At 63.7% G+C, this 14,256-nt stretch carries 14 protein-coding genes; 10 read left to right on the top strand and 4 right to left on the bottom strand.

The genetic code is table 11. The features are described from left to right. Nucleotides 1–22 precede the first annotated feature (22 nt). From ACYCVF_RS28785 to ACYCVF_RS28770, 4 genes are all read left to right on the top strand, one after another. A complete protein-coding gene (locus ACYCVF_RS28785) occupies nucleotides 23–256 on the top strand; it encodes a hypothetical protein (RefSeq protein ID WP_459595503.1) in 234 nt (77 codons plus the stop codon). A gap of 17 nt (nucleotides 257–273) precedes the next feature. Further along, entirely contained in the window at nucleotides 274–1,695 is a 1,422-nt protein-coding gene (gene lpdA, locus ACYCVF_RS28780; protein WP_459595504.1) for a dihydrolipoyl dehydrogenase, read from the top strand. A gap of 128 nt (nucleotides 1,696–1,823) precedes the next feature. Next, the gene (locus tag ACYCVF_RS28775) at nucleotides 1,824–3,065 is read left to right on the top strand and encodes a threonine synthase (protein ID WP_459595505.1); all 1,242 of its coding nucleotides are present in this window, start codon (nucleotides 1,824–1,826) and stop codon (nucleotides 3,063–3,065) included. Between the two features lie 81 nt (nucleotides 3,066–3,146). Continuing rightward, on the top strand, nucleotides 3,147–4,118 hold the full coding sequence (locus tag ACYCVF_RS28770; protein WP_459595506.1) for a tripartite tricarboxylate transporter substrate binding protein BugD: 972 nt from the start codon (nucleotides 3,147–3,149) through the stop codon (nucleotides 4,116–4,118). A gap of 129 nt (nucleotides 4,119–4,247) precedes the next feature. Here the strand turns inward: ACYCVF_RS28770 and ACYCVF_RS28765 are convergent, their stop codons facing one another. From ACYCVF_RS28765 to ACYCVF_RS28755, 3 genes are all read right to left on the bottom strand, one after another. After that, a complete protein-coding gene (locus ACYCVF_RS28765; RefSeq protein WP_459595507.1) occupies nucleotides 4,248–4,634 on the bottom strand; it encodes a response regulator transcription factor in 387 nt (128 codons plus the stop codon). Between the two features lie 95 nt (nucleotides 4,635–4,729). Beyond that, complete coding sequence (locus tag ACYCVF_RS28760; protein ID WP_459595508.1) at nucleotides 4,730–5,404, bottom strand: response regulator transcription factor; 675 nt, start codon at nucleotides 5,402–5,404, stop codon at nucleotides 4,730–4,732. Beyond that, a complete protein-coding gene (locus tag ACYCVF_RS28755; protein ID WP_459595509.1) occupies nucleotides 5,401–7,386 on the bottom strand; it encodes a PAS domain S-box protein in 1,986 nt (661 codons plus the stop codon). The genes ACYCVF_RS28760 and ACYCVF_RS28755 overlap by 4 nt, the downstream gene beginning before the upstream one ends. A gap of 434 nt (nucleotides 7,387–7,820) precedes the next feature. On the opposite strand from ACYCVF_RS28755, the gene ACYCVF_RS28750 reads away from it, so the two are divergent. The 3 genes from ACYCVF_RS28750 (at nucleotide 7,821) to ACYCVF_RS28740 (ending at nucleotide 9,102) form a co-directional block, all read left to right on the top strand. Continuing rightward, entirely contained in the window at nucleotides 7,821–8,114 is a 294-nt protein-coding gene (locus tag ACYCVF_RS28750; protein WP_459595510.1) for a hypothetical protein, read from the top strand. Between the two features lie 440 nt (nucleotides 8,115–8,554). Next, complete coding sequence (locus tag ACYCVF_RS28745; protein WP_459595511.1) at nucleotides 8,555–8,743, top strand: hypothetical protein; 189 nt, start codon at nucleotides 8,555–8,557, stop codon at nucleotides 8,741–8,743. Further along, nucleotides 8,740–9,102 carry a hypothetical protein gene (locus tag ACYCVF_RS28740; protein ID WP_459595512.1) on the top strand — a complete coding sequence of 121 codons (363 nt, stop codon included), beginning with the start codon at nucleotides 8,740–8,742 and terminating at the stop codon, nucleotides 9,100–9,102. The genes ACYCVF_RS28745 and ACYCVF_RS28740 overlap by 4 nt, the downstream gene beginning before the upstream one ends. A 75-nt stretch (nucleotides 9,103–9,177) precedes the next feature. On the opposite strand, the gene ACYCVF_RS28735 is transcribed toward ACYCVF_RS28740, so the two are convergent. After that, nucleotides 9,178–11,367 (bottom strand): lytic transglycosylase domain-containing protein, encoded by a 2,190-nt coding sequence (locus tag ACYCVF_RS28735; protein WP_459595513.1) that lies wholly within the window; start codon nucleotides 11,365–11,367, stop codon nucleotides 9,178–9,180. A 341-nt stretch (nucleotides 11,368–11,708) separates the two neighbouring features. Here ACYCVF_RS28735 and ACYCVF_RS28730 point away from each other — a divergent pair, with 341 nt between their 5' ends. The 3 genes from ACYCVF_RS28730 (at nucleotide 11,709) to ACYCVF_RS28720 (ending at nucleotide 14,110) form a co-directional block, all read left to right on the top strand. Beyond that, nucleotides 11,709–13,445: an adenylate/guanylate cyclase domain-containing protein gene (locus ACYCVF_RS28730; protein WP_459606430.1), complete on the top strand. Its 1,737-nt coding sequence runs from the start codon at nucleotides 11,709–11,711 to the stop codon at nucleotides 13,443–13,445. A 123-nt stretch (nucleotides 13,446–13,568) separates the two neighbouring features. Further along, on the top strand, nucleotides 13,569–13,745 hold the full coding sequence (locus tag ACYCVF_RS28725; protein ID WP_459595514.1) for a hypothetical protein: 177 nt from the start codon (nucleotides 13,569–13,571) through the stop codon (nucleotides 13,743–13,745). Between the two features lie 152 nt (nucleotides 13,746–13,897). Then, nucleotides 13,898–14,110, top strand: a complete 213-nt coding sequence (locus tag ACYCVF_RS28720; RefSeq protein ID WP_459595515.1) for a hypothetical protein — start codon at nucleotides 13,898–13,900, stop codon at nucleotides 14,108–14,110. Nucleotides 14,111–14,256: the final 146 nt, after the last annotated feature.

Below are 14,256 nucleotides of genomic sequence, written 5' to 3'. Positions count from 1 at the left end.
GGCGGCAGCAGAGGGCGCAACCTTGCATGTCCGGACCCGCTGGCCATGGATATCGCTGCTGCTCGGAGCCGTTGTTGCGCTCAACCCGATCGGGCTCGATTTTCTTCACTCTGCCTTTCTGTCCGGAGAGCAGCTGTCGCGGAACATCGCTCAACCGATCGTATTGAGCGGGCTGGCCATCCTGGTTCTGATCGGGATCATCGAGTGGCTGGTCAGGTTTGTTGTCTTCAGGCGCCGCGCCCGCGGCGCCTCTTGAGTTGAATGGGAGCCTCTATGGCCGACACATCCTTCGACGTCATCATCATAGGCTCCGGTCCCGGCGGGTACGTCACCGCGATCCGCGCCGCCCAGCTCGGTCTCAAGACCGCGATCGTCGAGAAGTCCTATCTCGGCGGCATCTGTCTGAACTGGGGCTGCATCCCGACCAAAGCGTTGCTGCGCTCGGCCGAGATCTATCACTACATGCAGCACGCCAAGGATTACGGGCTGTCGGCGGAGAAGGTCTCGTTCGATCCGAAGGCCGTGGTGCAGCGCTCGCGCGGCGTCTCCAAGCGGCTGAACGACGGCGTCGGCTTCCTGATGAAGAAGAACAAGGTGAGCGTGATCTGGGGTGCCGCCTCGATCGACGCACCCGGCAAGGTCACCGTGAAGAAGTCCGACGCCGAGGCGCCCAAGGGGGCGCTGGGCGAGGGCACCTATCAGGCCAAGCACATCATCGTCGCGACCGGTGCCCGGCCGCGCGTGCTGCCGGGGCTCGAGCCCGACAAGAAGCTGGTGTGGACCTATTTCGAGGCGATGGTGCCGGAGCGGATGCCGAAGTCGTTGCTGGTGGTCGGCTCCGGCGCGATCGGCATCGAGTTTGCGTCGTTCTTCCACACCATGGGATCCGACGTCACCGTGGTCGAGGTGCTGCCGCAGATCCTCCCCGTCGAGGATGCCGAGATTGCCGGCTTGGCACGCAAGCGCCTGGAAAAGCAGGGCATCAAGATCATGACCTCGACCAAGGTGACCAAGCTGGAGAAGAAGGCCGACAGCGTCGTCGCCACCATCGACGATGGCAAGGGCAAACCCGTCACGAGCGAGTTCGAGCGCGTGATCTCGGCGGTCGGCGTCGTCGGCAACATCGAGAATCTTGGCCTCGAAAAGGTCGGCGTGAAGACCGAGCGCGGCATCATCGTCGTCGACGGCTACGGCAAGACCAATGTTCCCGGCATCTACGCCATCGGCGACGTTGCCGGTCCGCCCATGCTGGCTCACAAGGCCGAGCATGAGGGCGTGATCTGCGTCGAGGCGATCAAGGGACTGCATCCGCATCCCATGGACAAGAACCTGATCCCGGGCTGCACCTATTGCCAACCGCAGGTCGCCTCCGTCGGCCTCACCGAAGCCAAGGCGAAAGAGAACGGCCGCGAGATCCGCGTCGGCCGCTTCCCCTTCGTCGGCAACGGCAAGGCCATCGCGCTCGGCGAGGACCAGGGCCTGGTCAAGGTGATCTTCGACAAGAAGACCGGCCAACTCCTCGGCGCCCACATGGTCGGCGCGGAGGTCACCGAGCTGATCCAGGGTTATGTCGTCGCGATGAACCTGGAGACCACTGAAGAAGAGCTGATGCATACGGTCTTCCCGCATCCGACGCTGTCGGAGATGATGAAGGAAGCCGTGCTGGACGCTTATGGAAGGGTGCTGAATATTTGACCACTGCCGTCATTGCGAGCGCAGCGAAGCAATCCAGGCTGTCTCTGCGGGAACACTCTGGATTGCTTCGCTGCGCTCGCAATGACGGGGAGAGAGCGCCGTTTGCAAAATGAGAAGGAAATCACCCCATGCACGACAACGACAACCTCACGATCGAACGCCCGACCTTCGTCACCCATCTCGAATGCGCGATGGAGGGCGATCATTATCCGGCCGACCAGGTCCACAATCTCTCCAAGGCCGGCAAGCCGCTGCTGGTGCGCTACGACCTCGCGGGCGTCAAGAAGGCGCTGACGAAGGATGCGCTCGCCCAGCGCCCCGGCGACATGTGGCGCTACCGCGAGCTGCTGCCGGTGCGCAAATGCAGGGACATCGTCTCGCTCGGCGAAGTCACGACGCCGCTGATCCGGCTGCCCAAGCTGGGTGCAAAGCTGGGCGGCGGCGAGATCATCGTGAAGGACGAGGGGCGGCTGCCGACGGGCTCGTTCAAGGCGCGGGGCCTCGTGATGGCGGTGTCGATGGGCAAGGCGCTCGGCATCAAGCACATGGCGATGCCGACCAACGGCAATGCCGGCGCGGCGCTGGCGGCCTACGCCACGTCGTGCGGAATCAAGACCACGATCTTCTGCCCGGCTGACACGCCCGAGGTGAACGTCAGCGAGATCGAGCTGCAAGGCGCGACCGTCTACCGCGTCAACGGTTATATCGACGATTGCGGCAAGATCGTCGGCGAGGGCAAGGCGAAGGTCGGCTGGTTCGACACTTCGACCCTGAAGGAGCCTTATCGCATCGAAGGCAAGAAGACGATGGGCCTCGAGCTCGCCGAGCAGTTCGGTTGGGACGTACCCGACGTGATCTTCTATCCGACCGGCGGCGGCACCGGCCTGATCGGCATGTGGAAGGCGTTCGATGAGCTGGAAAAGATTGGCTTCATCGGAAGCAAGCGTCCGCGCATGGTCGCGGTGCAGGCATCGGGCTGCGCGCCGATGGTGCGCGCTTACGAGGCCGGGACGGAGCATGCGACGCGCTGGGAGGACGCCCACACCATCGCCTCGGGCATCCGCGTGCCGCAGGCGATCGGCGATTTCCTAATCCTGCGCGCGGTGCGCGAAAGCAAGGGCTTCGCGATCGCCGTCGACGACGACAAGATCTCGTCGGCGCTGAACGAGGTTGCGCGCGAGGAGGGGCTGTTGCTCTGCCCCGAGGGGGCCGCCACTTACGCCGCCTATAAGGAGAGCCTTGCCGACGGCCGAGTCAACAAGACCGACCGCGTGATGCTGTTCAATTGCGCGACCGGCCTGAAATACCCGCTGCCGCCGGTCACCCGCACGCTCGACCGCCACAAGCCGATCGATTACGCGCAGTTCTAGCGCGGCAGTACGCCACGAACGATCCCTCTTCCCGTACGCGGGCAGAGCAAAAACAACATCGACATCGCTGGGGAGAGAACAATGACGAAGGCCGTCTTGGCTGCGCTGATTGGTATTCTCGCGTTCACGGGCGCAGTGCGCGCCCAGGATTTTCCCACGCGGCCCATCACGATCATCGTGCCGTTCGCGGCGGGCGGGCCGTCCGATGCAATGGCGCGGGTCCTTGCCGAGCGGATGCGGGTGCCGCTGGGCCAGCCTGTCGTGATCGAGAACGTCACCGGCGCGGGCGGTTCGATCGGCGTCGCTCGCGCCGTGCAATCGCCGCCGGACGGCTACACCATCTCGTTCGGTCATCTGGGCACCCACGTCGCCAATGGTGCCGTCTACAAGCTCAAATACGATCTCGTCGCCGACCTCGAACCCGTGGTGCTGCTGCCGAGCAACCCGATGATCGTGGTGAGCAAGAACGCGGTGCCCGCGACTTCACTGAAGGAGCTCATCGACTGGCTCAAGTCGCGGCCTTCGGCGCCGACCGCAGGTACTGCCGGCGCGGGTTCCGGCAGCCATATCGCCGGCGTCTATCTCGAGAGCGTCTCCGGCATCAAGCTGCAATACGTGCCGTATCGCGGCACCGCGCCCGCGCTGAACGATCTCATCGCCGGCCAGATCGATCTCATTGTCGACCAGACCTCCAACTCCATCGGCCAGGTCCGGGCCGGCACCATCCGCGCCTACGCCGTCACAGACGACAAGCGCCTGCCATCGGCGCCGGAGATTCCGACGGCGGACGAGGCGGGCCTGAAAGGCTTCAACATGACGCTGTGGTCGGGCATGTGGGTGCCGAAGAACACGCCGAAGGAGATCATCGCCAGGCTCAACGCCGCGGCCGTCGAGGCGCTGAACGATCCCGCAGTGAGGAAGCAGCTCGAAAGCCAGGGCCTGGAGATGACGCCCAAGGATCAGCTCACGCCCGAAGCGCTTGGGAACCGTCAGAAGGCCGAGATCGCCAAATGGTGGCCAATGATCAAGGCGGCAAACATCAAGGTGGATTGAGGGGCAGCGCATGCCTCGCGGTATGTCGTGAGGTTCTGCGGGCGTGCGGGCCATCTCGCGGGAAGCGCTCGCGAGATGCGGGATTGATCCTGGTCGCCTTCACCCTCGCGTCTGCTGGCCGCCGGGCGCTCACTGCGAGGTTTCGCGACCTGCTGCCAGCGCACGGTCCAGGCACTGCATCAGATTCGAGGCGGCGAACGGCTTGCCGAGAAAACAGATTGCCCCGGCTTTGAGCGCACGCACCCGTACGCTCTCATCCGGGAAGGCTGTGATGAAGATGAAAGGCGTCGCCGAACCGTGCGCGCGCATCTGCGTCAATAGATCGATTCCGGTCATCAGCGGCATCTGCACGTCGGCGATCACACACGAGGTGTGATTCGAATCGGACGACCTCAAAAATTCCTCGGCTGAGGCGAATGTGTGGACGACGTACCCGCGCGATTCCAGGAGATTGTTGATAGCGGCCCGCACGTAAGGGTCGTCGTCAAGCACCGAAATGACCGAAGCCGCTGACAAGACGTCCGCTCCTCACCCGGCATCACGCTTGCCGTCGCCACGGCCACACATAGACCGATAAGGTGGACCTGCCAGTCACGATTGGAAACTCATACTTAGGTTTGTGCGTCGGGCTTGTTGGCCCCTATCCCGAGCGCCTCGCTCATTCTCACCAGATCGGCCAGCGACTTCGCGCCCATTTTCCGCATGATCTGGCCGCGATAGATCTTCACGGTGATTTCCGCCAACCCGAGCTGGGCGGCCACTTGCTTGTTCATCAGGCCGGCCGTCACCAGGGACAATACGTCTCGCTCCCGCGAGGACAGTGACTCGAAGCGTGATCTTACGGTCGAGACCGTCCTGTTGAGGTCGCGGCGCTTGCGGTCCCTCTCGATCGCGGCCTGGACTGCATCCAGGATGTCCTGGTCGCGGACCGGCTTGGTCAGGAAGTCGATCGCGCCGCTCTTCATCGCCCTAACCGTCATGGGAATATCACCGTAACCGGTAATGAAGATGATAGGCGTGTGGATATTCGCCTTGGCAAGATCGGATTGAAGGTCAAGGCCGCTGGCTCCGGGAAGGCGGATGTCGAGCACGAGGCAACTGGGGACTTCCGGCGGCTTGGCGTGGAGGAGTTGTGGTGCCGAGCCGAATGCTTCGACCTTGAGGCCGACCGACTCGAATAAATTGGTGAGCGCACGGCGCATGGACGCGTCGTCGTCGACGATGAAGACAATTGGCTGATCGCCGTGCTCCTCCTGCGGCGGCGGAGGTTCCCCGCGCTCGGTCACGAAGTGTCCTCTTGATGGAGGGGCAAGGTGATCTGAAAAGTCGCGCCGTGCTCCTGGTTGGGTGCGGCGAAAAGCCGTCCACCATGCGCCTCGATGATGGATCGACAGATCGACAGCCCCATGCCCATGCCGGTGGACTTCGTGGTAAAGAACGGCGCGAACAGGCGGTCCATCGCCTGTTCACTGATGCCGACGCCGCAGTCGGAAACGCTCACCAGTACCGCGCCATCGCCGCTCGCCGCTGAACGGATCGCCAACTCGCGCGGGCGATCATGGACGTCTTCCATGGCCTCGATCCCGTTCATGATCAGGTTGATCAGGACCTGTTGCAATTGGATTCGATCGCCGAATATTCTCGGCAGTGCCGACGACAGCTCCATGCGCACCGACACGGCGTGGCTGGCCATCTCACGCTGAACGAGCGCCACCGACTCACGCACGACTACATTGGCGTCGAGCGGAGTCATGTCGATGTCGGAGCGCTTGGCGAGCGCTCGAACGCGACGGATCACGTCGCTGGCACGCGTGCCATCCTCGATGATCCACTCGACGGAGCGGCCGGCCGCTTTCAAGTCGGGCGGACTGCGCTGCAGCCAGGCGAGGCAGGCGTCGGCGTTTGCGATCACAGCGGCGAGCGGCTGATTGATTTCGTGGGCAATGGAAGCGGTCAGCTCACCCAGAGTCGTGACACGCGTCACATGGGCGAGCTCGGCCTGGGCCTTGCGCAGTGCGTCTTCGGCCTGATTGGCCCGGATGGCCGCGGTTACGTCAGTGCAGACGCCACGATAGCCCAGAAAGGCGCCGTCGGCGTCGAAGAACGGCTTGCCGCTGGTCCGGACGTAGATTGGCTGCCCGCTGCGATCCTTGCTGCGATACACCAGGTCGCGGAAGGGGACGTGGGCGTCGAGCGCCGCCCGGTGCTGTTGCCATTTCTCGGGTTCGAGATCGGCGTCAGGAGCGATATCCCAACGCGTGAGTCCGATCAGGCCGGCGGGGGCGGTGATGGTATCAGAGTGTTCCGATACTTGGGTCACGCGATGGTCTGGCCCTGTTTCCCAGAACCAGTCAGAGGCGGTTTCAGCATAGTCGCGGAAACGCTGCTCGCTCGCACGCAGTCTGCGCTCTGCCTCTTTGGTCGCCGTGATGTCGGTCACTGATCCCACGAATTCCACGCACCCGTTTGAATCTCGTATCGCGCGGGCCACCGCTCGGACGTACTTGACGGAGCCGTCGGGCATCACGAGCCGGTATTCGTGATCGTAATCCTTTCCCTCTCGCGCGGCCCGAGCCGTTGTCTGTTGCACCGCGATCCGGTCGTCCGGATGGATACGCTGGAGCATGAGCGGGATCTTTGGCTTGGTTCCCTCGTCGCACTGGAAGATCCGATAGGTCTCCTTGGACCAGGTGATCTCGCGGGTTGCGGCCTTCCATCCGAAACTGCCGGTGTGGCTCAGTTCCTGCGCCTGGGCGAGATAAGCCTCGCTCTGTCGCAGCGCATTCTCGGCTTCCTTGCGCTCGGTTATGTTCTCGCAGGCGACCAGGACGATTGGTCCGCCATCGCCCCGCAGCATGGTCTTGGCATTTTCGCGCACCCATAGCACCGAGCCGTCCTTGCGTATCTTCCGGATCTCCCAGGTGTGGGACTGATCGACGGTCTCAAGGCACAGCGTGACACACGCGCGGACGAAGTCGCGATCCTCCTCGAAGAAGACATCCAGCACCGATCGGCCGATCAGTTCCGCGGCGGCATAGCCCAGTTGCGCGGCGCCGAACGTGTTCACGTTGATCACGGTTCCGGCTGGATCGACCATGAAGTACATGACCGGGTTGTGCTCGAAGACTTGCTGCCACTGCTTGACCGCCTCGAGCAAGTCGTCACCATCGGGCTGGTTGCGCGGCTTGGCGGTGACGGTTTGCCTTACGCAGCCGGCGAGGAATTGCGCGGCTGACTTCCCGAATGTCGCTGCTCGGCCAGGCTTCATCGCAGACGCTCCCGGCGCTCTCTGCGTAAATGCGAGTAGAGCACGTTGCAGCGAGACGAGCAATTCCCGCCAAAGTCGGATGGGCAGTTATGACGTTCGCCTGTGACTTGACCGCTGCCGCACTGTCCAGTGCGGCGCATCTCGTACGCCATGCCGGCAAGATTTTCACGGTGACCGTGCGGCCGGAGCATCGTGCGCCGTCTCGTTGCACATGAGCCGGCGGGGGAGCCCCGGGCGAGTACGGACAAACCTAGGTATAGCTCCTCCATTCCTAGTCATATCGGTCATTTACCTCCGTACAATTGAGCGTCTCGTGCCCTGGGGAATAGCCTCATGACCGATCGGGAGTGTCGCAGCCAATCGCACCGAGCGAACGAGAACCGGTCTGAAGCTTGCGGCGGAGGCGTCTTACCGGCAGGCAAAGACCAAGGACGATGCCGCTGCAAATTGCGACAATCCACGACCCGCATGAGGTCGAAGGAAACGAACTGGCAAAGCGCAAACAAGAGGGGACGACAATGTGCGTGACATCGGTGCTTCCTGAGCCTGGCCGATCCGAGTCCGAATGTTGCTCTTCAGTCAATGGCTGTGCGGTGTGTGGCGGCAAGTTTGGTCTGATCCGCTACTATTCCTGGCGCACCGCGCTCTGCTCCAAGAAGTGTGTCGATCGCTTCCGCACACGCCGCGAGCGCGATCACCGGTGGTTGTTCCGGGTTCAGGCCGCGTGAGGCCGAACTAGAGAGCCGACATCGTCCGAGGGTCTGATCCGGGAGCTTACGTTGAACCGTTCATGCAAGCTGTTGTGCTCGATGGTTCTCCTCGGCTCCACTGCGACGGTCCAGTCACAGGAGACGGGACACGATGCCGTACATCGCCGGCACCCACCCCAGGACCAGGCGCTGCACGAGAAATTCTATTCGACCTGGCACATGCCGGATAATCCGGGCGTCAGCTGTTGCAACAGTGCTGACTGCTATCCGACTGACATCAAGTACATCGATGACCAGATCTATGCGCGGCGCAGGGAGGACGGGAGATACATTCTGATTCCACCGCAAAAGGTGGAGCGAAACAGGGATAATCCGGACGGACGAAACCATCTTTGCGCTCCGCCGCCCGCACTGTCACCGTTGGATGGCGTCTACTGCTTCGCTTTGGGAGGTGCCACATGAGATTTGCGTTCGTGCTGGTGAACGGCCGAACCCCGTTCCGGCAGGCCTGGTGCATGCAGTGCTGCGAGTCGATCAGCGGCAGCTATCTCCGCGAGATCGCTACCCGTCTGCCTTACTGCGATCATCAGTGCTACGCGCTGTTCTGCGAGACGCTTGCGAAAGACCGCATGAGGGCGGCCTCATGAAATTCATCGTGGTCAATCACGAGCCCCCGTTGTGCGCGGCCACGTGCAGCACCTGCTCGCGGTCGATCCGGTCCGGCTATGTCCGGCATGTGCGGACACAGCGCCGCTACTGCGACTACGATTGCTACCGGCGCGGTGAACTCGTGACGCTGCTGATGCAATGGTCGGTGCCTGGGCGCAGCGAGCCGGCCTTCGGGAACGTCGAGGTCGCCGCTCGCAACGCGATCGACATGTTTGCGGTCCTGAGTGCCGTCTTCTGCTGGAGCTGCACGATCCACGCCTGGACCTTCGCAAGAGCCTTGACCGGCGCATATTTGGACGGTCGCGATCCGATCACGATGGAAGGAGGCGACACCTAGCTACGCGACGGCGCTCGCGTGGAAGCCGCAGCGACGCAACCTGGCAGGCGCCGTGTCCAGCCCCGGCGACGTCGCCTAGGGAGCGGGCGCTGCGGCCGCCACGGGGGCCGTTGCGCCGGCCTCCTGCGTGACGACGCGCTGGTCGCTCTTGCCGGCGACCATGCCGCCATCCTCGAACCTTGTGCGGTAGACCAGCACGTTCTCGATCACGCGCTGGACGTAGTTGCGCGTTTCCGACAGCGGGATGCGCTCGACCCAGTCGACCGGATCGACATTGGGATCCCTGGGATCGCCGCGCTTCTGCACCCATTCGCGCACCCGGCCGCGCCCGGCATTGTAACCGGCGAAGCTCATGATCTGGTTGCCGCGATATTCCGACAAGAGCGCGCTGAGCTCCGCCGCGCCCATCTGCGTGTTGTAGACGGGGTCGGAGACCATCCTGTCCCAGTCGTAGGTCAGGCCGAAGCGCTTTGCGGTATCGCGGCCCGCTTCCGGCGTCACCTGCATCAGCCCCACCGCGTTGGCGTGAGACTTGTCGCGCTGGTCGAACGAGCTTTCGGTGCGTGCCACCGAATAGATCACGCTGGTCTCGATCGGGGGCGCGACCTGCTTGTGCTCGGGAATCCCGATGGTCGGGAAGGCGTAATGGTCGAGCGAGAGCCCGCGTGCCAGCGCCGACTTGCCGATCGCCAGCATCACGCGCGCATCGTTGCGTCGTCCGGCGAGCTCGGCGAGGCCTTCGAGGGCCGGAACGTCGGTGCTCTCCTTGGCGAAATCCTCGGCATAATAGAACACCATGTCGCGCTCGCCGATGCCGTAGAGCATGTCGGCCGCGCGCACGCGCTCGTCCGTGGGGGGCGTGTCGGCCGAGGCCAGCATCGGCGAGGGCGGACGCAGCTCGATTCCGTCGAGGCCGAGCTTGGCGCGGGCGAGCTGGCCGTAATAGGCGGTCGGATAGCGCGCCGCGGCCTTGTAGCTGATGCGCGCATCGCCCATTGCGCCCATGGCTTCGGCGGCGCGGCCGCGCCAGTAATGGGCGCGCGACAGCGCGATCGGATTGGCCGAGCCTTCGTCGATCGCGGCGAAGTGCATCATCGCCGTCTTGGGATCGTCGAGAAAGCGCAGCGCGATCCAGCCGCACATGAAGTGGTGGTCGACGCGATAGACTTCCTTCTCCGGCACCGCCGCCGTGCGCACCACGTCATAGGCGGTCCTGGACTTGCCCTGATCGAGCAGCTTGCGCGCGAGCATGCGGCGCTCGCGCCACCAGGCATCGGTGTCCTGGGCGGCCATCATGTCGGGCGCGGCGGCCAGGATCACCTCGGCGGCGTCGTCGATGCGGTCGTTCTGAAGATGCCACTGGGCGCGGCACAGCACATAGCCGAGATCGCGGCGCGCCTCGGCCGGCACGTCCTCGAGATAGTCCCTGGCCTTGCTCGCCTTGCCGGTGACCGCGGCACAGGCCTTGACGATCGCGAGCTCATCCTCGCCGAGCCGTTTTGCGGCGCGTCTCGCGCCGGCGTAGTCCTTGGCGCCGAGCCGCTTGTCCATGCGCGCGCGGTGATCGTCGGCGGACAGAAGATCGTGGAACGCCGCGTGGGAGTCTTCCTCGCTTCGCTCGGACAGTTCCTCCGCGCGCCAGGTCTGGCGCACGAGGCGCGCGGCCGTGTCGGCTTCCCCTTCGGTGAGCAGCACGCGGGCCAGCGCGAACTTGCCCTTGGCGCTGATAGGCCGGTCCATGGTGAATTTGTGCACGGTGGCCGCGTCGCTCTTCTCCTGCCAGAGCCGCGCCTCGGCGCGGCGGCGGAGCGGCACGCTGCTCGGCCAATCCGGATTGGCGGCGAGGAAGGCGGCGTAGCGCTTGAAATTCGCCGTGCTCTCGGAATGGCGCAGCATGAACCAGTCGGCGAGCTTCTGTCCGGCGGGGTCAACGATGCGGTCGCGCGCGGCGCTCGCGTCGTCCGTCTTGCCTTTGCGCGCGAGGTCGATCGCATCCTTCAGCGCGGCGAGATCGCCAGTCAGCGGCGGCGGTGCCGGCTTGTCCGAGGGCTCACTGACCGTCTTCTTGGATTTGCGCCTGGCTTCGGCGTGCTTGCCGTGGCGCGCTTTGCCGGTGGCAGCATGGCGGTGCTTGCTGGCTTTCGCCTCATGCGTCTTCTTGGGCGCAGACGATTTGTGGCTGCCCTTCGCCGCAAGCTCGGTGGGAAGGAAGGCGATCGCCGCCATGGCAACGACACATGCGAGCGAGCGTAGGCACTGGTTCATTCGATGGCCCCCCTGCGAAACCACTACAAACCAAGGTCCGCGTACGACATGCGGCTTGCGAATCAAAGACACCGAGTGATGCCGGGCATCGTGTCGTATTCCTCACGCTGTCGCAACAATGCGGCGAAATACGGATGCGGCGAGGGAACTTCCGCAAAGGAGAAAGGGGCAGGTCTTTTGACCTTTGTTCAGGTCCTTTAAGTCTCTGTTAACGATGCGGTCCCCCGCGACGGTTGCGCAGGGTACAGGGCGCCGCGACGGCCAGATTGCGCGTGTTCCGGCACCCAGTCCGGTGTATGGAGTTCCCTCGCTTCGTCCCTTTGTCCTTTGCCTCTGCACCCATGCCAATTTTCAACCAGTCGATCCGGCACAAGATTGTCGGCATCGCCCTCGGATTGATCGTCCTGATGCTGGTCACCTCGGTCCTGTCGATGGTGATGTCCAGCCAGGTCGGAATCCTGCTCGACGAGCTGACTAATCGTTACATCCCGGCCTACAGTCATCTGGCGCGCGCCAACATACGCTCGCTGGAGCGGGAGCTGGCGCTGCGGCGGATGGTCATGAGCAGGATGGAGGCACCGTTTGACGAGCAGGCCTATGCGGCGCGCCTTCGCGACTTCGAGGAATCGGATCGCAAGATCGAGGACGAGGCGGAGGCCGCGCGCAAGCTGATCAACGCGATCATCGACGATCCCAGGACGTTCTCCGACAACGCCGCGCTGGGGCGGATCGATATCCGCATCGAGACCGCCGTCACCGAGCTTCGCCGCGATCTGGCCGAGCACCATGCGAAGCTCCTCAAGCAGGTCGACGCCAGGCAGATCACCGAGGCCCGCGGCACGCTGGAACACATCGACGTGCTGCGCGACCAGTTCAACCAGAAGGTCGATGCGATCCGCGCCGACATGCTGACGCAGGTCTTCTTCTCGACCGCCCAGGTGGTCAGCCGCCAGCATCAGGCGATCATCGTTTCGGGTGTCGTGACATTGCTCGCGGCGGTCGTTGGTTTTGTCTTTGCGCTGTTGGTGTCCAGCGGCATCACGCGGCCGGTACGGCTGCTGTTGGCCGGCACCCGCGAGGTCGAGGCGGGCCGGTTCGACAAGCCCATCGCCGTCTCGACGCAGGACGAGATCGGCGAACTCGCCGCGGCCTTCAACCGCATGATCGAACAGTTGCGGCACAATGAGCGCATCCGGGAGACCTTTGGCCGCTACATCGATCCCAAGGTGGTGCAGGGACTGATCGAGCGGCCGGAGGTCGCAATCGACGGCGAGCGCCGGGTCATGACCATCATGTTCTGCGACATGAGCGGCTTCACCTCGATGAGCGAGGGCATGACGCCGCGAGGCTTGGTCAAGGTGATGAATCACTACTTCACCGTGATGTCCGGTCCCATCAGGAACAATCGCGGCATCATCGACAAATACATCGGCGACGCGATCATGTCCTATTGGGGACCACCCTTCATTGAAGAGGACGAGCAGGCTCTGCTCGCCGGACTTGCCGCCATCGAGATGGCCGACCAGGTGCCCGCGCTGCAGAAGCAGTTGCCGGATCTGCTCGGCATCCGAGCCATGCCGGCGCCGTGCGATCTGCGCATCGGCATCGCCACCGGCGAGGTCCTGACCGGCAGCATCGGCTCCGAACTGATGATGAGCTTCACCGTGATGGGCGACGCCGTGAACCTCGCCTCGCGGCTGGAGGCCGCCAACAAGGTCTACGGAACCCGCATCCTGATCTCGCAGGCGACGGCGGACGCGATTGGCGCACGCCTCGAAGTGCGGGAGATCGATCGCCTCGCGGTCGCGGGCCAGAGCGCGCCCCAGACCGTCTTCGAGGTGATGGGCAGGGCCGGCGCACTCACCGATGCGCAAGTGAGCCTGCGCACCCACTATGCCGAAGCTCTCGCCGCCTATCGTGCCCGGCGCTTCGACGATGCACGCGCCGCCTTCAACATGGCGCTCGAGGCGGTCCCAGGCGATGGTCCCTCGCGCACGCTCCTCGGCCGCATCGCTCAATTCGAGGCCAATCCGCCGGACGCCGGATGGGATGGCGCCTGGCGGCTGGAGCAGAAATAGCCCTATCCGCTCCTCCGGCATGCTCCGCAGGAAAAAACGATACTACTTCATAACAATGTTCGCCGTGACCTATTTCCCGGGCTTAGGTTTGACGTTCTTGAGGCGTCTGATGGGGATACGCCGATGACACATCTCGAGGACAGGCTGGAACGGTTCGAGACGCTCACTGCCGAATGCGAGCTGATTGCCAAGCTCGCCACCGACAGCACCAAGCGCGAGTTCTATCTGAAGCTCGGCGAACAATACCGTCAGCTGGCAGCGGATATCCGGCAGTTGATCGCGACCAGGGCTGCGGCCTGAACCCGGCTGCAATCCGTTCTTAACATTTGGCGCGCATTCTCGAAGCATGCGAGCGTCGCCGATCGACGATGGCTCGTGGTGGGAAGGCTGGGGTTCGCTGCAATGCAGCGTGCCTCGCGGGTGTCATTTGCCATGCTTGACAGGGCAATCCCATGCGCTTCGTTGCAGTGATCATATTCGCGCTCATGACCGCTGCCTGCGATCAGGAGCGGGACATCACCGGCTCGACGACGCCGACCTGTCCGATGCGCAACTACAGCTACAATCCACGCGACATGAGCCAGTGTGTCAACGCCTGCAGGGCGTGCGACCGCGGCACCACGGTCACCTGCACGACATCCTGCACCCTCAAGGGGGCTCGCTGACCGAATTACCTTCTGCCTTGCGAGGCGTCGCAACCGCGCGATCCCCCGGGCTCCCCATCGTCCTCGCCGTCTCGACCTGATAGGGTCGATCGGAGCAGGGGGACATCGGATGAACTTCGCAAGCTTTGAAATCGACAACGCCGGAG

The organism is Bradyrhizobium cedriense (genome assembly GCF_054602315.1).
Note: the sequence above shows the minus strand (reverse complement) of the source record. Positions and strands in the feature narration are given on the sequence as shown.